Origin of the sequence: Polaromonas sp. YR568 (assembly GCF_943369415.1) — a bacterium.
Classification (GTDB): domain Bacteria; phylum Pseudomonadota; class Gammaproteobacteria; order Burkholderiales; family Burkholderiaceae_C; genus Polaromonas.
Map to the genome: position 1 here is coordinate 21,698 of NZ_CALRNF020000039.1, position 23,933 is coordinate 45,630.

General features: G+C 66.2%; 22 protein-coding genes and 1 tRNA gene. 11 read left to right on the forward strand and 12 right to left on the reverse strand.

The window, feature by feature from the left end; all coding sequences use genetic code 11:
* The first annotated feature begins 12 nt into the window (after positions 1-12).
* Positions 13-88: transfer RNA gene (locus ACLV74_RS21180), tRNA-Phe, on the forward strand.
* 256 nt (positions 89-344) lie between these two features.
* Here ACLV74_RS21180 and ACLV74_RS21185 read toward each other — a convergent pair.
* Both ACLV74_RS21185 and ACLV74_RS21190 read right to left on the reverse strand, forming a co-directional pair.
* Positions 345-662 carry a DUF4148 domain-containing protein gene (locus ACLV74_RS21185; RefSeq protein ID WP_411881392.1) on the reverse strand — a complete coding sequence of 106 codons (318 nt, stop codon included), beginning with the start codon at positions 660-662 and terminating at the stop codon, positions 345-347.
* 370 nt (positions 663-1,032) lie between these two features.
* Positions 1,033-1,959, reverse strand: coding sequence for a LysR family transcriptional regulator (locus ACLV74_RS21190; protein ID WP_411881393.1), 927 nt, complete (start codon positions 1,957-1,959; stop codon positions 1,033-1,035).
* Positions 1,960-2,167: 208 nt separating this feature from the next.
* Between ACLV74_RS21190 and ACLV74_RS21195 the strand changes: the two genes are divergently transcribed.
* Positions 2,168-2,452: a DUF4148 domain-containing protein gene (locus ACLV74_RS21195; RefSeq protein WP_411881394.1), complete on the forward strand. Its 285-nt coding sequence runs from the start codon at positions 2,168-2,170 to the stop codon at positions 2,450-2,452.
* A gap of 81 nt (positions 2,453-2,533) precedes the next feature.
* On the opposite strand, the gene ACLV74_RS21200 is transcribed toward ACLV74_RS21195, so the two are convergent.
* From ACLV74_RS21200 to ACLV74_RS21230, 7 genes are all read right to left on the reverse strand, one after another.
* Positions 2,534-3,685 (reverse strand): DUF1513 domain-containing protein, encoded by a 1,152-nt coding sequence (locus tag ACLV74_RS21200; RefSeq protein WP_411881395.1) that lies wholly within the window; start codon positions 3,683-3,685, stop codon positions 2,534-2,536.
* Entirely contained in the window at positions 3,669-4,772 is a 1,104-nt protein-coding gene (locus ACLV74_RS21205; protein WP_411881396.1) for an imelysin family protein, read from the reverse strand. The genes ACLV74_RS21200 and ACLV74_RS21205 overlap by 17 nt, the downstream gene beginning before the upstream one ends.
* A gap of 55 nt (positions 4,773-4,827) precedes the next feature.
* On the reverse strand, positions 4,828-6,297 hold the full coding sequence (locus ACLV74_RS21210; RefSeq protein ID WP_411881397.1) for a di-heme oxidoredictase family protein: 1,470 nt from the start codon (positions 6,295-6,297) through the stop codon (positions 4,828-4,830).
* Complete coding sequence (locus ACLV74_RS21215) at positions 6,298-7,503, reverse strand: imelysin family protein (RefSeq protein WP_411881398.1); 1,206 nt, start codon at positions 7,501-7,503, stop codon at positions 6,298-6,300.
* Positions 7,504-7,710: 207 nt separating this feature from the next.
* A complete protein-coding gene (locus tag ACLV74_RS21220) occupies positions 7,711-9,033 on the reverse strand; it encodes a cation:proton antiporter (RefSeq protein ID WP_411881399.1) in 1,323 nt (440 codons plus the stop codon).
* 87 nt (positions 9,034-9,120) lie between these two features.
* Entirely contained in the window at positions 9,121-10,311 is a 1,191-nt protein-coding gene (locus tag ACLV74_RS21225; RefSeq protein WP_411881400.1) for a phospholipase A, read from the reverse strand.
* A 55-nt stretch (positions 10,312-10,366) separates the two neighbouring features.
* Entirely contained in the window at positions 10,367-10,753 is a 387-nt protein-coding gene (locus ACLV74_RS21230; RefSeq protein ID WP_411881401.1) for a hypothetical protein, read from the reverse strand.
* A 378-nt stretch (positions 10,754-11,131) separates the two neighbouring features.
* Here ACLV74_RS21230 and ACLV74_RS21235 point away from each other — a divergent pair, with 378 nt between their 5' ends.
* Positions 11,132-11,950, forward strand: coding sequence for a phosphate/phosphite/phosphonate ABC transporter substrate-binding protein (locus tag ACLV74_RS21235; protein ID WP_411881402.1), 819 nt, complete (start codon positions 11,132-11,134; stop codon positions 11,948-11,950).
* 10 nt (positions 11,951-11,960) lie between these two features.
* On the opposite strand, the gene ACLV74_RS21240 is transcribed toward ACLV74_RS21235, so the two are convergent.
* On the reverse strand, positions 11,961-14,051 hold the full coding sequence (locus tag ACLV74_RS21240) for an ATP-dependent helicase (protein WP_411881403.1): 2,091 nt from the start codon (positions 14,049-14,051) through the stop codon (positions 11,961-11,963).
* A gap of 112 nt (positions 14,052-14,163) precedes the next feature.
* Positions 14,164-15,024: an IclR family transcriptional regulator gene (locus ACLV74_RS21245; protein WP_411881404.1), complete on the reverse strand. Its 861-nt coding sequence runs from the start codon at positions 15,022-15,024 to the stop codon at positions 14,164-14,166.
* A gap of 444 nt (positions 15,025-15,468) precedes the next feature.
* On the opposite strand from ACLV74_RS21245, the gene ACLV74_RS21250 reads away from it, so the two are divergent.
* The 7 genes from ACLV74_RS21250 (at position 15,469) to ACLV74_RS21280 (ending at position 21,704) form a co-directional block, all read left to right on the forward strand.
* Entirely contained in the window at positions 15,469-16,527 is a 1,059-nt protein-coding gene (locus ACLV74_RS21250) for a porin (protein ID WP_411881405.1), read from the forward strand.
* A 221-nt stretch (positions 16,528-16,748) separates the two neighbouring features.
* Positions 16,749-17,702, forward strand: coding sequence for an AEC family transporter (locus ACLV74_RS21255; protein ID WP_411881406.1), 954 nt, complete (start codon positions 16,749-16,751; stop codon positions 17,700-17,702).
* A gap of 162 nt (positions 17,703-17,864) precedes the next feature.
* On the forward strand, positions 17,865-18,302 hold the full coding sequence (locus ACLV74_RS21260) for a YciI family protein (RefSeq protein WP_411881407.1): 438 nt from the start codon (positions 17,865-17,867) through the stop codon (positions 18,300-18,302).
* A gap of 65 nt (positions 18,303-18,367) precedes the next feature.
* Positions 18,368-19,141, forward strand: coding sequence for a YciI family protein (locus ACLV74_RS21265; RefSeq protein ID WP_411881408.1), 774 nt, complete (start codon positions 18,368-18,370; stop codon positions 19,139-19,141).
* A gap of 175 nt (positions 19,142-19,316) precedes the next feature.
* Positions 19,317-19,853 carry an SRPBCC family protein gene (locus tag ACLV74_RS21270; RefSeq protein ID WP_411881409.1) on the forward strand — a complete coding sequence of 179 codons (537 nt, stop codon included), beginning with the start codon at positions 19,317-19,319 and terminating at the stop codon, positions 19,851-19,853.
* A gap of 111 nt (positions 19,854-19,964) precedes the next feature.
* Positions 19,965-20,402, forward strand: a complete 438-nt coding sequence (locus tag ACLV74_RS21275) for a YciI family protein (protein WP_411881410.1) — start codon at positions 19,965-19,967, stop codon at positions 20,400-20,402.
* Between the two features lie 6 nt (positions 20,403-20,408).
* Complete coding sequence (locus ACLV74_RS21280; RefSeq protein ID WP_411881411.1) at positions 20,409-21,704, forward strand: RNA polymerase sigma factor; 1,296 nt, start codon at positions 20,409-20,411, stop codon at positions 21,702-21,704.
* A 4-nt stretch (positions 21,705-21,708) separates the two neighbouring features.
* Here the strand turns inward: ACLV74_RS21280 and ACLV74_RS21285 are convergent, their stop codons facing one another.
* Positions 21,709-22,995: an MFS transporter gene (locus ACLV74_RS21285; RefSeq protein WP_411881412.1), complete on the reverse strand. Its 1,287-nt coding sequence runs from the start codon at positions 22,993-22,995 to the stop codon at positions 21,709-21,711.
* Positions 22,996-23,117: 122 nt separating this feature from the next.
* On the opposite strand from ACLV74_RS21285, the gene ACLV74_RS21290 reads away from it, so the two are divergent.
* Positions 23,118-23,885 (forward strand): ArsR/SmtB family transcription factor, encoded by a 768-nt coding sequence (locus ACLV74_RS21290; protein WP_411881413.1) that lies wholly within the window; start codon positions 23,118-23,120, stop codon positions 23,883-23,885.
* Positions 23,886-23,933 lie beyond the last annotated feature (48 nt).

Genomic DNA, 23,933 nt, shown 5'->3' on the forward strand with positions numbered 1-23,933 from the left:
ATCTAAGGCTCAGGCCCGGTAGCTCAGTCGGTAGAGCAGAGGATTGAAAATCCTTGTGTCGGTGGTTCGATTCCGCCCCAGGCCACCAGATGCGCAAGCCCTTGATTCCTAACGGATTCAAGGGCTTTTTTTGTTTCCGGAATCAGGTCGCCCGGCTTCGCACACCAGCTACTGCAGCGCCGTGGCGCTGAAGGCCATCAGTGCTGCGGTGATTCTCGGCGTGCAAATGGCAAAACATCCGAACACGCTTTCGCGCATACGGATGTTTTGTTGTTCAAGGACCTGATGTGGCCGCTTTCGGAGCTGTCACCTTGGTCCGTTGTGATCAACAGCGCAGAAAGCGCTTATTGAACGACAGGGTAGTCGCGATCGAGCGCGGCGCCCGACACGGTGGTGCCGATTTCGGCTTTCACTTCAGCGCGGGCCTTGCCGCTGACGGGTGCCGTATAGACGTCCTGGTAGGTTGGGCTGATGTTCACGGAATAGCCTTCGCGCTGGGCTTGCAGCAGTTCGGCTTTCACGTCGGCGCGGGTCTTGGTGCTGACCGTATTCACCTTGTCCTGGGGGAAGGGGTCGCGGCCTTCGGCGAAGCTGCTGGCGGAGCCGAAGAAGGCGAGTGCGGAGACGGCAAGAACGGAAGCGGAGACAAGATTCGATTTCATGATGAATTTCCTTTAGATCAGTTTTTGAAAAATCCGGTCGGACGGGCGGTCTGCCCGAGGGGCCTTCCTCGCTGAGTCGCTGTTATGAATGTGGCTCACCGATGCATCGAATCTTGTTGCGCCAGACGTATAGACAAGTGCGTGTTTTTAGAACATTCCATTGCCCGAACTGGAACAATGAATGCGTGACAGCGCGGAACTTTTTTTGTGAAAGAGTTTTGAAAGCATCGCGTCAAGAAGGGATGCATCTCTCATCGCGCATGGCGAAATTCAAATGACTTGAATCCGCACTGGATATGCGGGCCGGCCTTGTTGCCTAAGTGGGGACGGCGCACTGGCCTTCCATACCGAAGGAGCCTCGCGCGGGAACTCAGTCCGGTCGCGCTTCCATTTTCTTGATCACCTTGCGCGTGTACTCGGTCATGAACTCGAGGAACACGCTGGTCCGCACCGGAATGAACTTGCGGCTGGGCAGCGCCGCGTACAAGGTGTTGGTGCCGGTGATCCAGGGCGAGAGGATGCGCTGCAGCGCGCCGCTGTTGAGGTGGTTGGCCACAAGGTCGATGGACTGGCTCATGATGCCGGCGCCGTCCACGCAGGCGCGTATCAGCGTGTCCGAGTGATTCACCAGCATGCTGGGCTCTATCTGCACTTCGATGACGCGCTTGCCTTCTTCCGGATTGGTCAGGCGCCAGGTGCGGTGCCGGTTGGCGGCCTGCTTGACGCGCAGGCAGTGGTGCTGCGGCAGGTCTTCGGGCCGCGCCGGCGTGCCGTTGCGGCGCAGGTAGTCGGGCGAGGCGCAGAGGACGCCGTCGGACGAGGCGATGGGCCGCGCGATGATATTGGCGTCGAAGGTGTCGGCGGCGCCCAGCAAGGTGAGGTCGTAGTCTTCGACCGGCGGCACCAGCGGAGAGTCCACGTGAATGTCGAGCACGACCTTGGGGTAGCGCCGGCCGAACTCCGCCACCAGCGGCGCCAGCACGTGCACCGCGAAGACCGGCGGCGTCATGATGCGGATGGTGCCGGACATCTCCTGCGCATGCGCCTGGGCGGCGGCATGGGCCTCGTCGATGTCGTTCAGGATGTGCCGCACGCGGGCCAGGTAGGTTTCGCCGGCGTCCGTCAGCGCCAGGCGCCGGGTGGTGCGCTGCAACAGGCGCACGCCCAGGTGGTCTTCCAGGTCGCCGACCAGGCGGGTCACCACGGCGGACGACATGTCGAATTTGCGCGCCGCGGCGGCAAAACTGCCGTCGTCCACCACCTGCTGGAAGACGCGCATTGATTGAAGACGGTCCATGGTTAACCCCTATATAACAGCTCTATTGTTGCTGATTTAACAGCAATGTATTGTTGGAATTGCTATTTTTTGATTGATTTAACAGGAATACAGTTCATACATCGATGAGCCGAAGCCACTTACTAGGCGACTCACCGAGGCTGGACAGACGGGAAGATGAGCCCGCCATGCCCGGAACGTCACTTTAACTTTTGAGAGGATATTCATCATGAAATCGAACTTTGTTGCCGCCGCTGTTGTTGCCGTTGCTGCCCTGACTTCCGTGGCCGCTTCCGCCGAAACCTTCAACTCCTACCTGTATGACCAGATGAAGGCGCCCGTGACCAAAACCCGCGCTGAAGTCAAAGCTGAAGTCGTGCAAGCCCAGGGCGCCAATTCGGCCTCCAGCTACAACGGCGCGACCGCCCAGCAAAACCTGGCCGCTCCCCGTGCTGAAAAGACCGGTGCCGCTCCCCAGGCCGCTGCCGAACTCGTGAAGCCTTCCGCCCAATAAGCGCAGCGCTTCAGCCAAGCCAAATGGCCAACGCCCCGTCACCCGCAAGGGTGCCGGGGCGTTGGCGCGTGTGGCCCGGTGTCAGCCCAACGGCGCCCAGTGGTTGTCCAGGCGCAGGTCTGTGAGTGGTGACGCGCGGGTGGCGCCCCAGCTGTCCTGTGTGAGCGCGGCCAGCCGCCCAGCGGCCCACAGGCTGGGCTCGCCGCCCGGCGCGGGCGCTGCGGCCAGCGCGCAGGCTTCCTGCAGTGGCAGGAAACCGGTCCAGCTGCCGTCGGCGCGCCACAGCGCCACGCCGTTGGCGCGCGGGCAGCTCACCGCGAAGCCGCCGGCCGTGTGCGCGATGTCGCCGCCGTAGCCCGCAAGTAATTGGCCGGCGCCCGCAGCGTGCGTTTGCAGGCGCTGGCCGTCAAACACGGCCAGCACGGGCGCGACGGCCTTGGCGGCCGCGTCGCCGTGTTCGGCCTGCAGCGCGATGCCCAGCAGGCGCCGGCCTGGCGCGCCGCCGGCCACGGGCTCGCCCCAGGCGATGTGTCGCAGGCTCAGGCGCCGGTCGGCCAGGCGCCACTGGCCGATGAGCGCGCCCGTGCGCGTGTCCAGCCGCACCAGCGAAGCGTCCATGCGGTCCATGTGAATCTTGAGCCGGCCGGTTTCGGGAAGGGCGGGAATGCCGCCGTTGGCCACCATGAGGCTGCCATCGGCGTCCAGCAGCAGCTCGTGCGGGTCCATGCCGTGGGTGGGCCATTCGCCGGTTTTTTCCAGCGTGGCGGCATCGCGCAGGCCGATCAGGCCCTGGCCGGTTTCGAGGTTGGTTTCGGTGGTGTAGAGCAGCTTGCCGTCGGGGCTGGCGACCACATGGCCGTTGAAGGCGCGGTCGGGTTCTATCCAGCCCCATGCAATTGCTTTGCCGCCGCCGGCGCCATCGGGCTTCCAGCGCAGCAGCCAGTCGCCGGGGCGGCGCGCCACCGCCAGCAGCGTGCCGCCGGCTTCGGCCCACATGCCGTGGGCGCGTGTCGGCACGTCGAGCGCGGCGCTTGCCGTCAGGGCCGCGCCCTGCTGCGCGAGCACGCCGACCTGGTAGCCGTCGCGGCCTTCCCAGGCCGTCACCAGCTGCGGCGCGCGCGCGGCAGCCATGGCGGATGTGGCCAAGGGCGCGGCCAGCGAGGCGGCGAAGGCCAGCCACTGCCGGCGTTGCAAGGTGAAGGGCGCGGCCATCTCGTCAATCCCCGTCGGCATCCGAAAAACCGATGCTCACTTCCAGCGCGGGCGCGATCTCGGCTTCGGTGAGTTTTTTCAGGTCGGCCAGCGAACGCCCGGCGGCGGTGATGCCGGCGCGGTTCGCGGGCGACACATTCTGCAGCGCCTTGTCGGCCTTGCCCACGCTTTGCGCCAGCAGGTCGGCCGGCTCGTTGCGGCCCAGGCCGCGCAAATAGGTTTCAATCGGCGCCAGGCCGGTGCCGGGACGCGGCGCTTCGGCCGCTTGCGAGGCGCCCAGCGTGCGCAGTGCCTGCCATTGCGCGGCCCAGCGCGCGGCCGTCTGGCCGCTGGCGCTGCGCGCATAGGCCACGGCATTGCGGCCACCTTGCGCGCTGCCCGCGAGGCGCGGCTTTTCCATTTCGGCCCAGCGCAGGCGTTCCAGCGCGCCCGCCCACTGGTTGATGAGTTCGCTCATGGCCGGGCCCTGGGTTTGCTCGGCTTCGCCGGGTGGGCGCGCGGCGAGTTCGTTAAAGGCTTTGGCCAAGGCATCGGCCTCGCGCTGGACGTCGGCCGCTACCTGCACCGCATAGCGGCAAGCCGGCGTGGCTGGCGCGATGGGCTGGGTCCACAGCAGCCACTCCAGCGCCGGCAAGCCCTTGGCGGGGGTGCCTATGCTTTCCATGGCGGTGGCATCTTGCGGGGCGGTTTGAATCGCGCGCTTGATAAGCTCGGGCCGCGTCGGCGTGAAGTCGATCTGGCGTGTCGAGCGGCGCTGCACCAGCGGGCCGACCTGCACCCCGCTTAAACGGTCCCAGGCAAGGGCGGTGGCTTTCCATCGCTCGCGCGCCTGCTCCAGTGGGGGCGCTGCGGCGTCCGTAGGCGCGTCACACACCGCGGACACCGCGGCTGGAAGGCCGCCCGCCTGCTCTGCGAACGCGGCGGCTTGCGGCGCGTACCAGAAGCGGTACGCGCCGCGCATGAAATCGCCCGCCGTGTAAAACGGCACGGCGACGTTGGAGGCGACGGTTTGCGCGCGCGCCGCGCCGCCGGCCAGCAGGGCGGCGCCGGCCAGGGCCAGCAGCGCCTTGCGCAGCGAGGGCTTCAGTTCGGTGGTGATGGTTTTCATCGGAATATGCCTTGTCTGTTCGGTCAGGCAACGTGTGAGCCAAACACTCACCGTGTCACAGCGACTCCAGGAACTTCACCAGCGCGGCGCGTTCCTGCGCATTCATTTGCAGGACTTTGTCCTTGCTGGCCCTGGCCTCGCCGTCATGCCACAGCACGGCCTCGAGCGCGCCGCGCGCGCGGCCGTCGTGCAGCAAGCGGTTGTGGCCGTTCACGTCGGGCACCAGGCCCAGGCCCCACAGCGGCGGCGTGCGCCACTGGCGGCCGTTGGCCAGGAAGTCGGGCCGGCCGTCGGCCAGGCCTTCGCCCATGTCGTGCAGCAGCAGGTCGGTGTAAGGATAGATGGTCTGGCCCTGCGCGGCCTTGCTGCCCAGGCGCGGGAAGGGGATTTCACCGGTCACATAACTCGGGCGATGGCAGGCGGCGCACTGTGCCTGGGCAAACAGCTTCTGGCCCTGCACCACCTGTGCGTCCTTGGGGTTGCGCCGCGCCGCCGGCGCGAGTGTGCTCTCGTAGAACACCACGTCGTTGAAGGTTTTCTCGTCGATCTCGGGCGCCTTGCCCTGCGCGCCGCGCGGCGCGGCCATGCAGTCTTTCTGCGTGGCCGTGCAGGTCTCGTTGGGGAACAGCGGCGAGGTGATGCCCATGTCGCCGAGGAAGGCGCCGCCGGTCTGGTGCGCCAGCGTGGCGACGTTGGCCTTCCAGCCGAAACGGCCCACGCGCATCTGCTGCGAGGGCGCATCCCACACCTGGTTGACCACGCCGCGCACCGCGCCGCCCAGGGCCGCCTGGTCGCGCGCATTGCGCAGGATCTCCACCTCGGGAATCGCCTCCAGCAATCCCACGCCGGCCATCTGCGGCGCGATGCGCGGGCTCAGCATCACGTCTTTGGTCATGGGGCCGTAGTTGAGCTTGCTGAAACCGTAGCGCGGCTTTTGCAGCTGGTACGGCGTGCCGTCGGCGAACTTGCCGCGCACCACCTCGTAGCGCAGCGAGATCTGCCCTTCGGGCGTCACGCCCTGGATCGCGAAGTTGGAAAACTGGTCGCCGTAGACCGGGTCGGGCAGCGGGCCGCCGTGGGCGTCCTTGCCCGGCACCGACAGGCGCAGCAGCAAGCCCACCGGCTGCTCGGACAGGCCGCGCGTGAAGTCGGGCGGCGCGCCGCGGCCGTCCTGCACGTGGCAGCCGCCGCAAGAGCGCGCGATGAAGTGCGGGCCCAGGCCGTCGCGCGCGGTGGTTGACGACGGCGCCTGCACCCAGTTGCGCCTGAAAAACGAATTGCCGATGACAAAGCGCGTGCGCTCCTCATCGGGCAGGTTGGCCAGGGGAAATGAAAACGCGTTCTGGCCGGTGGCGAAGACGGTGGTCTCGCCGCCGGTTTTTTCGTCATCGGGCGCGGCGCCGGCCTGCCCGGCAGGCCCTGCGGCCGCCCAGAAGGCCAGGCCCGCGAGGCCCGTCACGGCCAGCCCGGCCAACCCCGCCCGCAGGCAGCGTGTGATGGTCCGGAGCGAGGCGGGGCGGGACACTTAAGGCTTCACCAGGGTCAACTTGGTGATACCGGCGGCGTTGGCGGCTTCGACCAGGTCCTTGCTCTGCTGCACCAGGCTGTCGATGGTTTTTTGCACGCGCAGGCGGCCGGGCGCATCCTTGGCGCCGACGATTTCGCGGTCAAACGGCGCCTGAATGCCTTCGGCGGCGGCGACCGACGCGGCGATCTGCCTGGTCGTGCGTTCGGCCAGCGCCGGGCTCTTGACGGCCACCAGGTCGCGCAGCGAAGCGCCGGCCAGCGTGCTGCCGTCGGCTCGCTTGTACTGGCCCAGCCAGGCGTTCTGTATGCCCTTGGCGTTGTTCACCACGTCGCGGTGCGTATTGTCGGAAAAGCATGAATGCTCGTCTTCCTGGTCCTGGCTGGCCAGGGCGACTTCCAGGCGTTCACCGGCGAGTTCACCGCGCGAGAGCGAGCCCAGGCCGACAAAAATCCTGCGCACCGATTCCATGCCGCCGCGCTCGAACTTCGCGCGGTAGGACCCGGCCGTGGGCGCCCAGGCTTTGGAGAGGCTGCGCAGATCATCGACCAGCAGTTCGGTCACCACCAGCAGGTACTGGCGGCGGCGATCGGCGTTGGGTTTCTTGCCGTCCACAAAATCTTCAAAGGAGCGGTTGCCCGGGCCGGTGGTGCTCAGGTCCTGGCCCCACAGCAAAAACTCGATCGCATGCCAGCCGGTCGCGATGTTCTCTTCGCCGTTGCGCTCATTGAGGCCGGACAGCTGCTTCTTGCCGATGACGACCTTGCGGTTGTTGATGATGCCGGCGTTGGGCGAGTCTTTCACGTAATCGACGTAGGACTCGTCCATGGGCCAGGCGTTGATGCGGCCTTCGGGGCCGTTTTTGTCGTCGATCGGGCCGCCGTAAAAACGGAAGGCCTCGGTCTGGCCGTAGAACTCGCGGGCGTCCAGCCAGGCCTTGCGCGCGGCTTTCAGGTTTTCGTCGGAAGGTGTAGCCGCCAGGGCCTGCACCGCTTTTTGCAGCGTGAGCGCGCTGGCCAGCGTGTCTTCATAGCTGGCCAGCACCAGTGCCGCATAGTGTTTTGCCACGGCGGGGGCCGTCGCTGCCTGCGCGGCGGGGGCCGCTACGGCAGTGCCGGCTGCGGCCGTTGCGGGCTGGGCCATGGCGGGCGCTGCGAGCAGGGCGAGCAAGGTGGCAATGAGGGCTGGTTTCAGCGCTGGTGTCATGACGGCTCCTGGGTCTGGTGGATGGCGGAAAAGAAAGAGGAAGCCGCGATTATACAAATGAGAATGGTTATCAATATCACCGACGAGGAGAATGTCGGGGATATTTCCGCCATGGCTTGACGCAGGTCAAGTGCGGGGCAGATGGAGAGACGCCCACAAAACCCGGCGAAGCGGTCCCGCCGGGGCGGCGCCGGCAGGGTTTTGTGCTCAGCGCGGGCGCCGCCCGGCCTTGCGCGCCTCGTAGCGTTTCATCAGCGGCGTGACCGAGACGCCGTGCGCGACGACGGAGGCCACGACGACGGCCAGCGTGATGGACAGCAGTTGCTGGGCCAGCGCGCGTTCGATGTGGTGGTTGATGGCGTAAAGCAGGTAGTAGAGCGAGCCGATGCCGCGAATGCCGAACCAGCCCATCAGGCGGCGTTGCGTGCCCTTGACCGGCGTGCCCAGCAGGCCGAGGTAGACGGCCGCCGGCCGTATCACCAGGAACAGTACCGGGATGAACCACAGCACTTCCGTGCGAAAGCGCGTCGTCGCCACCAGCACGCCGACGGCCAGCACGATGGCCACTTCCACAAAACTTTCGAGCTGGCTGTTGAAGCGCTCCACCGCGCGCATCATGTGGGCCGGCGCTTCGGCGCCCGAGGCCTCCTGCTCTGCGGGACTCAGCGCCTCGCCGGCAGGGTCGGGTGCCTGCACCTGCGGCCGCACGTGGGGCTCGTCGATGCGGCGCAGCGCCAGTCCGGCCGCGAACACCGCCAGGAAGCCGTAGGTGTGGCTGAGCAGCGCCAGGCCGTAGGTCAGCCCTATCAACCCCAGCGCGATGAATTCGTCCGAGCCCAGCGCTTCGCGGTGCCGCATGCGCAGGTAAAGAATCGCGCGGCCCACCAGCGTGCCCAGCAGCCAGCCCAGCGCCAGGCCGCCGGCCACCGCCCAGGCGACGTCGACGGCCCACCAGCGCCAGCCGCCTTCGCCGAGTTCGTGCAGGCCCAGCAGGCCCAGCCCGAGCATGACGAAGGGAAACGCCGTGCCGTCGTTGAGCCCGCCCTCGCCCGTGAGGCCGAAGCGCAGCCGGTCGCGGTCACCGGGGTTGGACACCTGCACGTCGGAGGCCAGCACCGGGTCGGTCGGCGCCAGGATCGCGCCCAGCAGCACGGCCGCGCCCAGCGGCAGGTTCAGCAGGTAGACGCCCAGCGCGGTGACGGCCGCGACCGTCAGCAGCATGGAAACCGTCGCCAGCTGCACCGGAATGCGCCAGCGCCCGTCCCGCCAGCGGAACTCGAGCTTCATGCCGCAGGTGAACAGCGACACCAGCACGGCCACTTCCGTCAGGCGCTCCAGCAGCACGGCGTTTTTGAACGCGTCGAGCTTGATCAGGGCCAGCCCGACCGGGCTGAGCGCCACGCCGACGCCGAGGTAGAGCATGGCCGAGCTCAGCGGCAGGCGCGCGATGAAAGAGCCGCCCAGCGTCATCGCGATCAGCAGCGCGCCGGCCACGATGCAGGCCAGGGTGAAGGTGGTGGGCTCGTTCATCGGCACCAGCTTGGGGCCGGTCCTTGCCCTTGTGTATCAGCCGGCACGCCGTTCGCGTGCTGGCAAAAGTGCCGTAAAGCCCCGTGGCTACCAGTCGACCAGGCTCAGGCCGACGCTCAGCACGGTGCGCTTGCGGTTGTAGTCCACCAGGCTGTCGCCGTAGCCGTTGAAAAGCTGCACGTGGTAGCGCAGGCCGGTGTAGTTGGGCGACGAGGCGGGCGCCATCATCCAGTCAAAACGCGTCGAGCCGCGGGCTTCCTTGCGCAGCGAATGCCGCAGCGTCACGCCCACCGTGTTGGCCTTGTTGATCTGCCAGCTGCCGGTGACTTCGGCACGGCCCACATAGTCCTCGATGCCGGGGTTGTCGTCGTTGCCGGAAGACTCCTTGAGGCGGTCCCAGATGCGCCCCTGCAGGGTCAGGCCCGAGTCCTGGCCCAGCGACTTTTCCGCCGCGCCCATCAGGTAGACGCGGTTCCAGCTGCGCGACAGCGGCAACGACTGGCCGTTGGACTGGTGCACCAGTCCCAGGCCCGAGAGCCGGTAACTCCAGCCGCCGGGCAGCGCAATCTGGTGCGGGTAGATGTAGAGCACTTCCGGTTCGTGGTCGGTGCTGCGGAAAGGCCGCGAGATGCTGCCGTTGAACAGCTGCCAGTAGCTTTGCTGCGTGTAGCCGATCCACACCGAGTCGTGGTCGTCCTCGTCGTTGTCGCCCTTCTTCAGCAGCCCCTTGGCCACCTTGGTGCGCACCGAAAGCTGGATCTTGTTTTCGGTGCGCATGTAGGGCTGCGCTGTCAGCGCGGTGTGGCCCAGCGACGGTGAGGAGGGCTGCGTGTTCACGCTGTCGGAGGTGACCACGGCCAGCGAGATCGGCCGGTAGCCGCGCAGCGAGAAGGTGTCGCAGTCGGTGCCGCGCTGCAGTTCCCAGAAGCGGGACAGCTCGGAGTACTTGGTGTTCCTGCAGCCGATCGGCTTGCCGTCGGGCGCTTCGGTGTTCAGCGAAGGCAGCAGCAGCACCGGCGTTGCCGGCTGCCCGGTCGCCGCATTGGCCGGCGCCGTGGTGAGGCTGGGCGCGGGCGTATTGGCCGGCGACTGTGAATCGGCCCACTGCTGGAAGCAGGCCAGTTGCCCGGCGTCGTCGCCCTTGAGCGCCTGGCAGGTTTGCCAGCCCAGCGGCGAGGGGCGCGCGGCGGGCGGTGTTTGCGCCTGGGCGGCGCTGAAGAGGCCCAGGAGGCCGGCCCACAGCAGTGGGGTGGCAAGTGCGGAGAGTTTCAGTCGCATGGGGGGCTGGGTCCGGTGGTGTTCTAAGGCTGAGGGGTTGTGGGGCGGATGCGGCTCAGGGCAGCTTGGTCAGCGTGAAGGGAATCTCGGGCGCGTTGTCGGGCGCGCTGCTGCTGGTGTCTTTCCAGCTGCCTTTGAACACCTTGCCGCAGGAGCCCTCGACCATTTCGCCGTTCCAGGTGCCGGTGATGCTGACGTTGTCGGACGATTCGTCCAGCAGCAGCATGCCGCCCTCGAGGTCGCCGGCCAGCACGGCCTTGGCGGCATGGCCGGCAATGGCCTTGGAGCCGCCGGCGCTGCCCAGGTCGCGGCTCACGACGCCGGCCAGGCTTTCGCTGAATTCGGCATGCCGCTCCAGCAGCATGGTGGCGCGGGCCGGCAGGCCGGCCGGCGGGTTGGCAAAACGCGCCACCCACAGGCCGTGGAGTTGCGCGGCTTTCATTTCCGCCGCCGGCGGGCACGCGACATCAGAGGCGGTTTGGGCGGAAACCCCGGCAGACAGGGCGCAGGCGGTGATCAAAAAAAGAGCAAGTCGCAAGATATTCGAAATCATGAACGGGCGAACACCCGGCTTGGGCTGTTCGGTACGGGCTACGGGAAAGCGCCCAAGCCGGCCGAAGGGCAGGATGGCGGCGCGGTGGCGAAACGGCAATTCAGGGGTGGCAAGGTGCGGGGTTTACGCAACGCACAAGCCCTGAAGCTTGCGAACTATCTCACGAATACATCTTGTATGAGGCGCAACACAGACAAACCCGTTAGTTGCAACTGTTTGTAACGGCGACACTGGGAATACTTTCTGCTTATTCGAAGGGATGTTTTCATGAGTTTCCGTCAATGTGTGAGTGTGCTTTTGCTGGCCCTGATGGCCGGCCAGGCGTGGGCGCAAGGTACGCCGCTGGTGTTCGCGGTGAACGAAGGCGTGACCTACCGCGTCAACCCGGGCGCGACCGTCGAGCGTTTTCGCGAGCTGTCCGAAGACCTCGGCAAGCTGCTCAAGCGGCCGGTGAAGATACAGCCGGTCACAGACTACAAAGAGCTGGCGGCGGGCCTGGCCGAGCAGCGCTATGACATCGCCTACGTGCATCCGGCCCACCATTCCATCCGGGCCATGTCCAAAAGCGGCTATCACCTCATTGCGCTGACCAAGGGCTTCACCGAATACCGCGACTCCTTCATGGTGCGCAGCGATTCCCCGCTCAAGACGCTGGCCGACCTCAAGGGCCACAAGATAGGCGCGCCCGACGAAGACTCCATCACCTCGGTGATCATGCGCGCGACCTTGCGCGACGCCCTCGGCGCGCAGCCGCTGGAAACCAGCTACGTGAAGCTGCAGGAAGCCGTGCCCTTCATGGTCGAGCACGGCCTGGTAACCGCCGGCGTGACGGCTTCGCGCGCGGTGGTCAAGGACTGGCAGGACAAGGGCGGCAAGGTGCTGGCCACCAGCAAGCCCGTGCCCATCAAGCACATGATCGCCAGCGCCAAGGTGACGGATGCGCAGCGCGCCCAGCTTACCGCCTACTTCGTCGGGCTGGAGCAGTCCGCCGAAGGCAAGAAGCGGCTGGAAGCGCTCAATGTGACGGGCTTCGTGGAATTTGACGAAGCTGCGCTGGTCGGCATCGGCAAGTGGCTGGGGCTGTGAAACCCCGGCGCTAACGGGTCTCGGAAGCCGCCGCGGCGGCAATGCCCTCGGCGGATTTTTTCGCAAACTCCGCGCGCAAGGCCTTGAGCTTTTCGCGCGGGTCTTCCTTCACCGTGGCCTTGTCCAGTGCCATCTCCGCGATGAAGCGGCTGGGCATGCCGGGAATCATGTCGCGGCCCTTCTTGCGCTTGCGCAGCCAGTTCACGGCCAGCGTGCGCTGCGCGCGCGTGATGCCCACATACATCAGGCGGCGCTCTTCCTGCAGGCGCAGCGCGATGCTGTCCGTGTTTTTGCCATCGTCGTCTTCGAGCTTGAAGGGCAGCAGGCCCTCGTTCACGCCGGCCAGCACCACGTGCGGCCACTCCAGACCCTTGGCCGCGTGCAGCGTGGACAGCGTCACCACGTTCTGGTCGCCCTCGCGTTCGCTGATGGTGGACAGCAGCGCGATCGTTTGCACCACCTCCAGCATGGTCTTGGTCTCGGCGGCCACCACAGCGCCCGAAGCGTCGTCGATCTGTCCGCCGCAGCGCTGGGCCACCCAGTCGCAGAAGTCCATCACATTGGTCCAGCGCGCGGCCGCGAGTTTTTCGCTGTCTTCGCCGTCGTAAAGGTGCTTCTCGTAATCGATTTCCTTGAGCCAGTCGGCCAGGAAGACGCGCGCGTCCTCGGCGCCCACGGTGCGCTTGGCGCGGTACTCCAGGTCGTTCAGGTAGCGGCCGAACTCGTGCAGCGAACCGACCGCCTTGGCCGGCAGCACCGAGCCCAGCGAGTTGCTGAACAGCGCCTCGAACAGGCTTTGTTTGGAGGCGCTCGCGAAGTTGCCCAGCGCGCCCAGGGTGGTGTGGCCTATGCCGCGCTTGGGCGTGGTCACCGCGCGCATGAACGCCGGGTCGTCGTTGTTGTTGACCAGCAGCCGCATCCAGCAGCACAGGTCCTTGATCTCCGCGCGGTCGAAAAAGCTTTGCCCGCCGGAGACCTTGTAGGGGATGTTGGCCTTGCGAAAGGCTTTTTCAAAAGGCTTGGCCAGGTGGTTGGCGCGGTAGAGCACGCAGAAGTCTTTCCACTCCTTGTACTGCCCGCCCTCGGCCTGCAGGCTGCCCTCGGCGCGCAGGCTCTGGATGCGCGCCACCACACGCTCGGCCTCGTGCTCCTCGCTGTCGCAATCCACCACGCGCACCGGCTCGCCCTCGCCCAGTTCGCTGAACAGCGTCTTCGGGAACAGCTTGGGGTTGGGGCCGATCACATTGTTGGCCGCCCGCAGGATGGCGCTGGTGGAGCGGTAGTTCTGCTCGAGCTTCACCACCTTGAGGTTGGGGTAATCCTGCGGCAGCTTCTTGAGGTTGTCCAGCGTCGCGCCGCGCCAGCCGTAGATCGACTGGTCGTCGTCGCCCACGGCGGTGAAGCGGCCGCGCGGGCCCACCAGCAGCTTGAGCATCTCGTATTGCGTGGCGTTGGTGTCCTGGTATTCGTCGACCAGCACATGGCCCAGCGATTCCTGCCATTTTTCGCGCACGCTGTCGTGTTCGCGCAGCAGCTTGAGCGGCAGGCCCACCAGATCGTCGAAGTCCACGCTCTGGTAGGCGGTCAGGCGCTCTTCATAGTGCGCCATCACACGGGCGATGGCGCGTTCCTCGTCGCCGTTGGCCTGCGCCATGGCCTCGGCCGAGTTCAGGCCCATGTTCTTCCACAGGCTGATGGTCCACTGCCACTGCCGCGCGGTGGCCGCGTCGGTGCTGCCGCCCGCGTCCTTGATGATGCTGGTCACGTCGTCGCTGTCGAGGATGGAGAACTGGGGCTTCAAGCCCAGCGCCGCGCCGTCCTGGCGCAGCATGCGCACGCCCAGCGCGTGGAAGGTGCAGATCAGAACGCCCTTGGCGCTCTTGCCGATCAAGGCCTTGGCCCGCTCGCGCATTTCGGCGGCGGCCTTGTTGGTGAAGGTGATCGCCGCGATCTTCTCGGGCTTGAGCCCCGACTGGATCAGCCGGCCTATCTTGTGTGTGATCACCCGCGTCTTGCCTGAACCGGCGCCCGCCAGCACGAGGCAGGGGCCATGCAGGTAGTTCACGGCTTCTTGTTGGGCAGGGTTCAGGCCGTGGTTCATGAAGAGAAATCGATTCCAAGGGGAGAAGGGAGCGCGGGGCAGGCCCTGTAGCGGGCTGCCGGGGAACGGCAAATCATAGCGGCTACCCCCTTTGGGGGTCCGCGGCGGGGTCTCAGGCGTCCCGGCTCGCCGGGGCGAACCCGCCTTGCGTCAAGGACAGGGCCTGGGCCGCCTGCAGCAGCAGCATGCGCACGGTTTTCTGGTCGGGTCCCGCATGGCGGTCCATGCGCCGCACGTAAGGACAGGTCAGCACGGCCAGCGCGCTGTGGTCGGGCCCGAAGATGGGGCAGGAGATATCGGCCACGCCGAAAGACTGCAAGCTGTCGCGTTCGAAATAGCCTTGCTTGCGGATGAGGCCGAGGGTGGCGGCCAATTCATCGGATTCGACCGGCGCCTCGCCTTCGGGCGCCGTGTGCTGGGCCAGCATTTGCCGGGCCTGGCTGGCATCCGCGAAAGCCAGCAACACCCGGCCCGAGGCGGTATCGACCAGCCCGACATGGCCCCCCACGCGGACCGTCATGCTCCAGGTGCCGGGGCCGTTGACCTGCGCGGCGATCAGCACATTTCCCTGGTCGTAAACCCCCATGTGGCAGGCCTGCTCCGCCTGCTGTGCAAAGGCTTCCATGATGGGCATCGCCTGGCTCACCAGCCGGTTGAGCGGCGGATGCAGGTGCGCCAGCGTGAAGAGCTTCAGGCTCAGCGAATAGCGGTCGCCCGGCAGCGAGCGCATCACATATTGCCGGGCCACCAGGCGCTCCAGCATGCGGTAGATCTCGCTCGCGTTGCGGTCCATTTTCTTCACGATCTCCGCGCGCGTCAGGCCCTGCGGCTGGCGGGCCAGCAACTCCAGGATGTCCAGGCCCTTGTCAAGCGCCGGTGCGCGGTAGCGGTCATCCGCAAGAGACGGGGATGCGGTGGCGTCAGCGTCGTCCGGGTTCTCGTCGGCAGTCGGGGATGAGGAGTTTTGGTTCATGGCGGCAGAGTGGGTGAAGCCGAAGCATTGCAATTTTGATATGTAAGGCAGCGCTCTTGATATGTCATGCAGCGTTCAAGACGATTTTCGCCGTTCTGGCGCGGATTTGTTTACTTTTGGATTAAAAAATTTACCAATAAATCGAATGTTTATCTAGGGAAAGTCCGGAGCCTGAAAGATAAGCCAATTTCTATGATTCAGTCCATGAGTAAATACATTATTCATCAATGAATTATTTGTCGGAGGAGTTTTTGCCTTTGGCACTTTCGCCTCATGGTCGTCAGCTCAAAAAAGGGGGTTTTGTCATGTGCCCAGGACGATTGACGGTGCTGCCGACCAGGATTTCCCGCCCGGACCGGGTTCGCTCTGGGCAGCCATGCCGGCGAATGGGCATAGCCGGACTTCTTCACTGACTCAAAACCAAGCATAGAAAAGAGACACATCATGAAAGCTGCTTTCCGTCGTATGTACCTGGGGGCTGCCTGCGTGGCTGCGCTGGTTCCGCAGATGGCCTCGGCCCAGTCCTCCGTCACCTTGTATGGGCGCGTCGTCTCGGGCCTGGCCTATATCGACCATGTGTATGACCCGGTGGCCAACGCCAGCTTCTCCAAAACCTTTATGGCCAGCAACCAGTGGGGCACCAGCATGTGGGGCATGAAGGGCAAGGAGGACCTGGGAGGCGGCCTGGCGGCCAACTTCGTTCTCGAAAGCGGTTTTGAGCTTAAAAACGGGGGGGCCGGAACCAACCTGTTCAACCGCCGCGCCTATGTCGGGTTGTCCAACGCCAGCTGGGGCAGCTTTCGCCTCGGCAAGAACCTGTTCATCAGCAACGATGTGTGGGACCTGGACCCGACCGGGCAGCAGTGGGTGGGCAGCGCCACCCTGGTCAGGGGCCGCAACTGGCCCGGGGCCAACAATGTGGTCGAGTATTCAACGCCTGATTTGGGTGGCTTCAGCGCCACCGGGCAAATCTCGCTGGGCGAGCAGGCGGGCAACAGCAAGGCCAACCGCGGCGAAGGCCTTTCTCTGACCTATGCGAACCAGGACCTGATGCTGCGCGCCATTTATTCCCAGCGCCGTAATGCTGTCGGCACCTTCACAGATGTTTTCAACACCTCCAAGGAAACCATCATCGGCGGCACTTACAAGATCGGCCCGGCCAAGCTGTATGCCGCCTACGACTACATCACCGCGCCCGACGCGGCCCTCGCCGCCGCGACCAAGCTCAAGCATGCCTGGGTCGGCGTTCGCTACGACGTGACGCCGGCGCTCACGCTGATCGGTTCGGTCTTCCACGTCACCTCCGACCGGGTGGCCGGCAAGGCCACGCTGGGCATGGTGGGCGCGGACTACGCCATGTCCAAGCGCACGCTGCTGTACGCGGCATTCGGCAACGTCAGCAACTCCAGCGGCGCCAACTTCGGGGTGGACACGGTATCGGGAAATCCGGCGGTCAACCAGTCGCAAAGAACCATTTACGCGGGCATTGCGCACAGCTTTTAAAGGGGCGACATCGCCGGGAGGGTCCCCGGCGTTCGGCGGCAGCCTGGCGGGAGGCGGACCAGAATCAAGGCCTCGCCGGCTGCCCGCCGTTTTTTTTTGCCGTTTCATGAGTAGCTCCCGTGCAGGGACTTCCTGCGTTGCCGCTATTTTTTCCTGCACCGGTGTGCACGCCGGTTGTGCGGAGCACTCATATAGAGAAGGCGTGGGCGACAATCAGCGCCGTGCTCAGCATTCTCTTCATCACTTTCCCTTTCTTCGCCCTGGTGCTGTGCGGCTACCTGGCCGCGCGCCGTGGCCTGCTGCCGCAGCTGGCCATTCCCGGCCTCAACACCTTTGTGCTGTATTTCGCGCTGCCCTGCATGCTGTACCGCTTCGGCGCCGGCACGCCCATAGCGCAATTGCTGGACGCCGGCCTGGTGGCCGTCTACCTGGTTTGTGCATTGGCGATGGTGGCCCTGACCGTGCTGCTCACGCGCAAGGGCCGCATGAACTGGAACGACGCCTCCTTCGGCGCGCTGGTGGCGGCTTTTCCCAATACCGGTTTCATGGGCGTGCCGCTGCTGGTGGCGCTGCTGGGCGCGCAGGCCGCCGGCCCGGCCATCGTCACCATCCTCGTTGATCTGCTGGTCACAAGCTCGCTGTGCATCGCGCTGTCGCGGCTCGATTCGGCCGACATCCACGGCGCCGAAGTCGCCGCGCAAAAAGCGCTCAAGGGCGTGGCGCTCAATCCCATGCCCTGGGCCATCGTGCTGGGCGCGCTGTCCTCCGGCTTCGGCGTGGCGCTGCCCGGGCCGGTGATGCAGACCGTGGGCCTGCTGGCCGACGCGGCTTCGCCCGTGGCGCTGTTCACCATAGGCGCGGTGCTGGCGCGCTCGCAGATGAACAGCGTCGCCGCCACGCCGCTCAGGGACTATGTGCCGGTGGCGCTCATCAAGCTGGTGGTCCACCCGGTGCTCGTGGGCGTGGTGGGGCTGGGCGCCATCGCGCTGGGCGTGCCGCTGCAACGCTCCGCGCTGGTCGTGATCGTGCTGGTGGCGGCCCTGCCCAGCGCCAGCAATGTCGCGTTGCTGGCCGAGCGCTTCGGCGCCGACAACGGCCGCATCGCGCGCATCATCCTGCTGTCCACGGTGCTGGCCTTCTTCAGCTTCTCGGCGGCTGTGGCTTTGCTGACCTGAGTCTGGTACCCGGTCTTTTCAGTTGCTGTTACAAAAAAACTGAAAAAGACGATCCCGATCTGTCGATTTCGCTTCAGCCCTTCGTCGTACCCACAAGAGCAGGATGTTTCTGCCCGGGTTGTCCGGGCTCTCCGCTCCCAACGCAACTGCAAGGAGTCCGAAATGAAATTCATGGTTCTGGTCAAAGCCGACAAACACAGCGAAGCCGGCGAAATGCCCAGCGAACAACTGCTGGCCGATATGGGGAAATTCAACGAATCGCTGGTCAAGGCCGGCGTGATGCTCGCGGGCGAGGGCCTGCACCCCAGTTCCAAAGGCTCGCGCGTCAAATTCTCCGGCGGCAAGCGCACCGTGGTCGACGGGCCCTTCCCCGAAACCAAGGAACTGGTGGCCGGCTTCTGGATGCTGCAGGTCTCGTCGAAAGAAGAGGCCATCGAATGGATCAAGCGCTGCCCCTTCCCGCCGGAAAGCGAAGCCGAACTCGAAATCCGCCAGGTGTTCTCGGCCGAAGACTTCGGCGCCGAATTCACGCCTGAATTGCGCGAAGCCGAGGAGCGCCTGCGCCGGCAGGTGGAGGCACAGTCCGGCGCAAAGTCCTGAAAACAGGCGTCCGGCCGCCGGGCCCGTGTTTGAGGTAAAAACCGGGTTCCAAGGAGACACCACGCATGCAATACATGATCCTGCGCAAATCCGACGCGAGCACCGAGGCCGGCGAACTGCCCGGCCCCGCGCTGCTGGCCGCCATGGGCGCCTACAACGAAGAGCTGGCCAAAGCCGGCATGCTGCTGGGCGGCGTTGGGTTGCAGCCCAGTTCAAAGGGCGCGCGCATCCGCTTCTCGGGCGGCAAGCCCACGGTAACCGACGGCCCCTTCACCGAATCCAAAGAACTGATCGCCGGCTTCACCATGGTCGAGGCGGCTTCGTGCCGGGAGCTCATTGAGTGGCTCAAGCGCTGGCCGCAGGAAGACGCCGATGGCAACACCTCGCTGGAGATCCGCGAGGGCGGCTGCCCCGGCGGCCTGCGCGGCGTGAGTGGTGAGGGCGCGCCGCCCCTGCCCGAAGGCTTTAGTCGCTTCATGATTTTGCTCAAATCCAATGACAGGGCCGAAGCCGGTGTCGTGCCCGACAGCCAGTGGTTGGGGCGCATGGCCAGGCACAACGATGAGGCCGTCCAGGCCGGCGTGCTGCTGATGGGCGAGGGTCTCAAACCCAGCGCCGGCGCATCCCGCATGAAGTTCACGCGCGGCAAGCCCAGCGTGATGGACGGGCCGTTTGCCGAGGCCAAGGAATTGCTGGCCGGCTTCTGGATCATCCGGGCGCGCTCGCTGCGGGCGGCGGTGGATTGGGCGCTGGGCTACCCCTTCCCGTTTCGCGATACCGAGGAGCTTGAGGTGGAGATCCGCTTGCTCTATGAGATGGCCGATTTCGCCCCGGCCTGACATCCGGGAGCGGCGGTCAAAAATATTTTGAATTTTTTTGGCCAGGCGTGTCGATTTTGCGTTTCCCGTTCGTCGTACCAGTGAGCAGACGTTTTTTGGGGGCCGGCCCGGCCCGATAAACCCGGCGCTCGCCCATTTATCGAAGTGAACGAACACCAACTGAAGGGAATAAAACATGTTCAAGACCATTGCCATCATTGCCGCCGTCGCCATTGTGGTTTTCATCGTGGCCGTGCTGCTGCTTGCCGCCAACAAGCCCGACACCTTCCGCGTGCAACGCCAGGCCACCATCCAGGCGCCGCCCGAAAAGATCTTTCCGCTGATCAACGATTACAAACAGTGGGCCGCCTGGTCGCCCTGGGAGAAGAAAGATCCGGCCATGAAGCGCAGCTTCAGCGGCCCGGCCACCGGCAAAGGTTCGGCCTACGCCTGGGAAAGCAAGGAAGTCGGCACGGGCGACATGCTGATCACCGAGTCCGTGCCGTCCTCACTCATCAGGATAGACCTGAATTTCACCAAGCCTTTCGAGGCCCGCAACAAGGTGGTCTTCAGCATCCAGCCGCAGGCCGGCGGCAGCATGGTGAGCTGGGAGATGGCCGGCCCCGCGCCCCTGATGTCCAGGGTCATGCAGGTCTTTTTCAGCATGGACAAGATGGTGGGCAAGGACTTTGAAGCGGGCCTGGCCGACCTGAAGGCCGCAGCGGAAAAGTAGGACCTGCCTGTCGATTTCCCGGAACCCGTTCGTCATACGGATAGAGCCAGGCTGAAGTGACACGACCAACGCCCGGCTCCTTGTCCCAATCCACGCCCAAGGAGTATTGAAATGCGATTCATGATGCTGATGATCCCCAAAGGCTACGAAACCGCAGACGCGGGCACCCTGCCCAGCGCGGACGCCGTGGCCGCCATGATGAAGTACAACGAGGAACTGCAAAAAGCCGGCGTGCTGCTCTCGCTGGAAGGCCTGCACCCGCCCTCCATGGGCGCGCGCGTGAGCTTTCCCGGCGGCAAGCCGCGCGTGGTCGACGGCCCCTTTGCCGAAGCCCGCGAAGTGCTGGGCGGCTTCTGGATGATCGACGTCGCCTCGCGCGAGGAAGCCATCCAGTGCGCGTCACGCTGCCCCGGCGGCGAGAACGAAACCATCGAGATCCGCCAGGTGCAGGAGATGAGCGACTTCCCGCCCGACGTGCAGCAGGCCGCCGCCGGCTTCACCGAAATGCAGCAGGCGCCCAGCGGAAAAGCCAAGGGCAAGGGCGCCTGAGGCCGCATGGCGTCCCATGAAACCCACCGCGCCATCGACGCCGTCTGGCGCATCGAGTCGGCCAAGGTCATCGCCAAGGTCGCGCGCATGGTGCAGGAGGTGGGGCTGGCCGAGGAGATCGCGCAGGACGCCCTGGTCACGGCGCTGGAGCGCTGGCCGCAGACCGGCGTGCCCGACAACCCCGGCGCCTGGCTCATGGCCGTCGCCAAGCACCGTGCCATTGACTACCTGCGTCGCCGCAAGCTGCTCGCGCTCAAGCACGAAGAGCTGGGTCGCGAGCTCGAGATGGAGCAGGACATGGCCTTCGCCGATGTAGACGAGCCCGGCCCCGGCGACGGCGAGGATGATTACGGCGACGACCTGTTGCGCCTGATCTTCACCGCCTGTCACCCGGTGCTGTCCACCGAGGCGCGCATCGCGCTCACGCTGCGGCTGCTGGGCGGCCTCAGCACCGACGAAATCGCGCGCGCCTTCCTGGTGCCCGAGCCCACCGTGGCCCAGCGCATCGTGCGCGCCAAGCGCACCCTGGCCGAAGCCCGCGTGCCCTTTGAAGGGCCCGGCCCCGAAGAACGCGAGGCCCGGCTGGCCTCGGTGCTGGAAGTCATCTACCTGATCTTCAACGAAGGCTATTCGGCCACCTCGGGCAGCGACTGGATGCGGCCCGCGCTCTGCGACGAGGCGCTGCGGCTGGGCCGCGTGCTGGGCGAACTGGCGACGCAGGAGCCCGAAGTCCACGGCCTGGTCGCGCTCATGGAAATCCAGGCCTCGCGCGCCAAGGCGCGCACCGGGCCTTCGGGCGAGCCCATCCTGCTGCTCGATCAGAACCGCGCGCGCTGGGACCACCTGCTGATACGCCGCGGCTTTGCCGCGCTGGCGCGCGCCGAGGCGCTGGGCGGCGCGCTGGGGCCGTATGCGCTGCAGGCCGCGATCGCCGCCTGCCATGCGCGCGCGCCCACAGGCGCCGACACCGACTGGACGCGCATCGCCGCGCTCTACGACGCGCTGGCGCAGCTCGCGCCCTCGCCGGTGGTGGAACTGAACCGCGCCGTCGCGCTGGCCATGGCCTTCGGCCCGGCGACGGGGCTGGAGGTGGCCGACGCGCTGCTGGCCGAGCCCCTGATGAAAAACTACCACCTGCTGCCCAGCGTGCGCGGCGATTTTTTATTCAAGCTGGGACGCCTGGAAGAAGCCCATGCCGAGTTCGAACGCGCCGCCTCGCTCACACGCAACCTGCGCGAACGCGAACTGCTGCTCGCGCGTGCCGCGGCCTGCGTGCCGGACGCCACGCCGCGCTTGACCTGAGGTCTCAGCCCGAGGGTTTGCGCCCGCCCAGCATGCAGGCGATGGCCGCCAGCTGCAGCAGCACCGTCGCGCCGAAATAAAGCCCCGTGCCCGTACCCAGGTGCGCCGGGCTCCCGTCACCGTTCACCAGCAGCAGCGCGAACGCGGCCGGCGACAGCGCCCACAGGCCCTGCGACATCGCCACGATCAGCGCCACCACCCGCGCCACGTCTTCCTTGACGAACTCCACCTGCGCCACCAGCGGCGGCAGCGAGGTCGCGTTGCCGATGCCGACACCGAACAACACCACGCCCAGCAGGATCAGCGCGGTCTGGTGTTCCGTCGCAGAGGCCAGCGTCAGCGAACCGGCGATCTGCACCGCGTAGCTCACCACGGCCACCAGGCGGCGGTCGGCGTCCACCGGCATGCACCTGGCCACCAGCGTGCGCCCGCCTATGGCGCAGGCGGTCGCCAGCGCCATCGCCAGGCCCGCGCCCTGGGTGCCCATGGCCGACACCAGCAGCGAATACAAATGCGTGATCAGGCCGGCCTGCGCGAACAGGCTCAGCGCCATGGCCGCGGCCAGCGTGCGAAAGCCGCGGTCGCGCCACAGCAGCCGGCCCGGCAGCGGCTTGGCGTGCGCCGACGTGACGCCGCGCGCCGGCGCGCCCGGCGCATCGCCGTCGGGCCGCTGGCCCATGCGCTCGGGCGTGCGGCGCACCACGTAAAAGCTCAAGCCACCCACGATGGCCAGCATGGCCGCACCCACCAGCAGCGTGGCCGCCGTGAAGCCGATGGCGGCGATCAGCGCGCCCCACAGCGGCGAGAAGATCACGCCGCCCAGGCTTGCGCCGTTGTAGGCCTTGGCCAGTGCCATGGGCCGGCCGCGCACAAACCAGGGCGAGATGATGGCGTTGATGCCCGCCGCACCCATGGTCACCCAGCCGCCGCCGGTCAGCAGTGCGGCGGCAAACAACTGCCAGGGTTGGGCTGCCAGCGCCCAGCCCAGCAGGCCCAGGGCCAGCGCGGCGGCGCCGGCGGCCGTCGTGCCGGCCACGCCGAGGCGGGCATGGATGCGCGGCAGGCAGGCCACCACACCCGCGCCGAACAAGAAGTGAAAGGTCACCGCGCTGGAGACCAGCGGCAGCGCCCATCCGGTGCGCGCGACCACGGCATGCAGAAAAATCGCCGGGCTATAAAAGCCTATGCCCCAGCCGAAGATGGCCAACACAAAGGCGGCGCGTACGACAGTGGTTCCGTAAAAGGCGCGCGGCGCTGGGGTTTGCAGGGCAGGGGACATTGGCAGTTCCATGGGCTTCTCCTTGAAGGGCATGGCTGCCATGGTGCGGCGAAGAAGGCCTGCGATGCTTCGCCCCGGAGCGAAGCATGGGCCGCGCGATGCTGCTAAGGTGGGTACCCAAGAGGTCCCAAGCCATGAACACCAACCAGATCGCCCACATCGCCTCGCTGGTCGGCGAGCCGGCCCGCACCGCCATGCTGATGGAGCTGCTGGACGGCCGCTCCCTCACCGCCCATGAACTGGCCGGCGCCGGCAACGTCTCGCCGCAAACCGCCAGCCGCCACCTGGCGCTGCTGGTCGAAGGCGGCCTGCTGAGCGTCGAGCAGCACGGCCGCCACCGCTACCACCGGCTGGCTTCGCCCGAGGTGGCCCGGGTGCTCGAAGGCATCACGCAACTCGCGGCTCAGAACGCGCCCCCGCTGCGCCGCGCCGTGGTGCCCGGCCCCAAGGACGCCGCCATGCGCATGGCGCGCAGCTGCTACGACCACATCGCCGGCCGGCTCGGCGTGGCGATTGCCCATCACCTGATCGCCGATGGCGCGATCACCTTTGACGGCGAGGCCGGCCACGTGACCGACAAGGCCGGCGCCGTGCTCGCGCGGCTGGGGATTGATCTGACGGCTTCATTGCCCGGCACCCACACCAGGCGGCCTTATTGCCGGCCATGTCTTGACTGGAGCGAGCGCCGCTTTCATGTGGCCGGGCAACTGGGCACGCTGATCTGCACGCACAGCCTGGAACGCGGCTGGCTGATGCGCCGCCAGGGCATGCGCGCGCTGGAGATCACGCCTAAAGGCGTGGTGGCGCTGCGTGGCTGGATGGGGCAGGAAAGCTGGCGGCAAGTGACCGAGGGTGATGCAGCATTCCCTGTGCAACGAGAGCAACGAACCATTGCCCCCTGAGCTGGGCGCATGCCATGCGCGGGAGCTAATATGCAACGCCGGATTTGT

Coding starts and splice junctions, on each gene's coding strand:
- ACLV74_RS21205 (WP_411881396.1), bottom strand. CDS start 4,772: ATGAAAACCATCACCACCGAACTGAAGCCCTCGCTGCGCAAGGCGCTG.
- ACLV74_RS21220 (WP_411881399.1), bottom strand. CDS start 9,033: ATGAACGAGCCCACCACCTTCACCCTGGCCTGCATCGTGGCCGGCGCG.
- ACLV74_RS21270 (WP_411881409.1), top strand. CDS start 19,317: ATGTTCAAGACCATTGCCATCATTGCCGCCGTCGCCATTGTGGTTTTC.
- ACLV74_RS21260 (WP_411881407.1), top strand. CDS start 17,865: ATGAAATTCATGGTTCTGGTCAAAGCCGACAAACACAGCGAAGCCGGC.
- ACLV74_RS21265 (WP_411881408.1), top strand. CDS start 18,368: ATGCAATACATGATCCTGCGCAAATCCGACGCGAGCACCGAGGCCGGC.
- ACLV74_RS21235 (WP_411881402.1), top strand. CDS start 11,132: ATGAGTTTCCGTCAATGTGTGAGTGTGCTTTTGCTGGCCCTGATGGCC.
- ACLV74_RS21290 (WP_411881413.1), top strand. CDS start 23,118: ATGAACACCAACCAGATCGCCCACATCGCCTCGCTGGTCGGCGAGCCG.
- ACLV74_RS21185 (WP_411881392.1), bottom strand. CDS start 662: ATGAAATCGAATCTTGTCTCCGCTTCCGTTCTTGCCGTCTCCGCACTC.
- ACLV74_RS21285 (WP_411881412.1), bottom strand. CDS start 22,995: ATGGAACTGCCAATGTCCCCTGCCCTGCAAACCCCAGCGCCGCGCGCC.
- ACLV74_RS21245 (WP_411881404.1), bottom strand. CDS start 15,024: ATGAACCAAAACTCCTCATCCCCGACTGCCGACGAGAACCCGGACGAC.
- ACLV74_RS21275 (WP_411881410.1), top strand. CDS start 19,965: ATGCGATTCATGATGCTGATGATCCCCAAAGGCTACGAAACCGCAGAC.
- ACLV74_RS21240 (WP_411881403.1), bottom strand. CDS start 14,051: ATGAACCACGGCCTGAACCCTGCCCAACAAGAAGCCGTGAACTACCTG.
- ACLV74_RS21190 (WP_411881393.1), bottom strand. CDS start 1,959: ATGGACCGTCTTCAATCAATGCGCGTCTTCCAGCAGGTGGTGGACGAC.
- ACLV74_RS21280 (WP_411881411.1), top strand. CDS start 20,409: ATGGCGTCCCATGAAACCCACCGCGCCATCGACGCCGTCTGGCGCATC.
- ACLV74_RS21200 (WP_411881395.1), bottom strand. CDS start 3,685: ATGCCGACGGGGATTGACGAGATGGCCGCGCCCTTCACCTTGCAACGC.
- ACLV74_RS21250 (WP_411881405.1), top strand. CDS start 15,469: ATGAAAGCTGCTTTCCGTCGTATGTACCTGGGGGCTGCCTGCGTGGCT.
- ACLV74_RS21215 (WP_411881398.1), bottom strand. CDS start 7,503: ATGACACCAGCGCTGAAACCAGCCCTCATTGCCACCTTGCTCGCCCTG.
- ACLV74_RS21230 (WP_411881401.1), bottom strand. CDS start 10,753: ATGAAAGCCGCGCAACTCCACGGCCTGTGGGTGGCGCGTTTTGCCAAC.
- ACLV74_RS21195 (WP_411881394.1), top strand. CDS start 2,168: ATGAAATCGAACTTTGTTGCCGCCGCTGTTGTTGCCGTTGCTGCCCTG.
- ACLV74_RS21225 (WP_411881400.1), bottom strand. CDS start 10,311: ATGCGACTGAAACTCTCCGCACTTGCCACCCCACTGCTGTGGGCCGGC.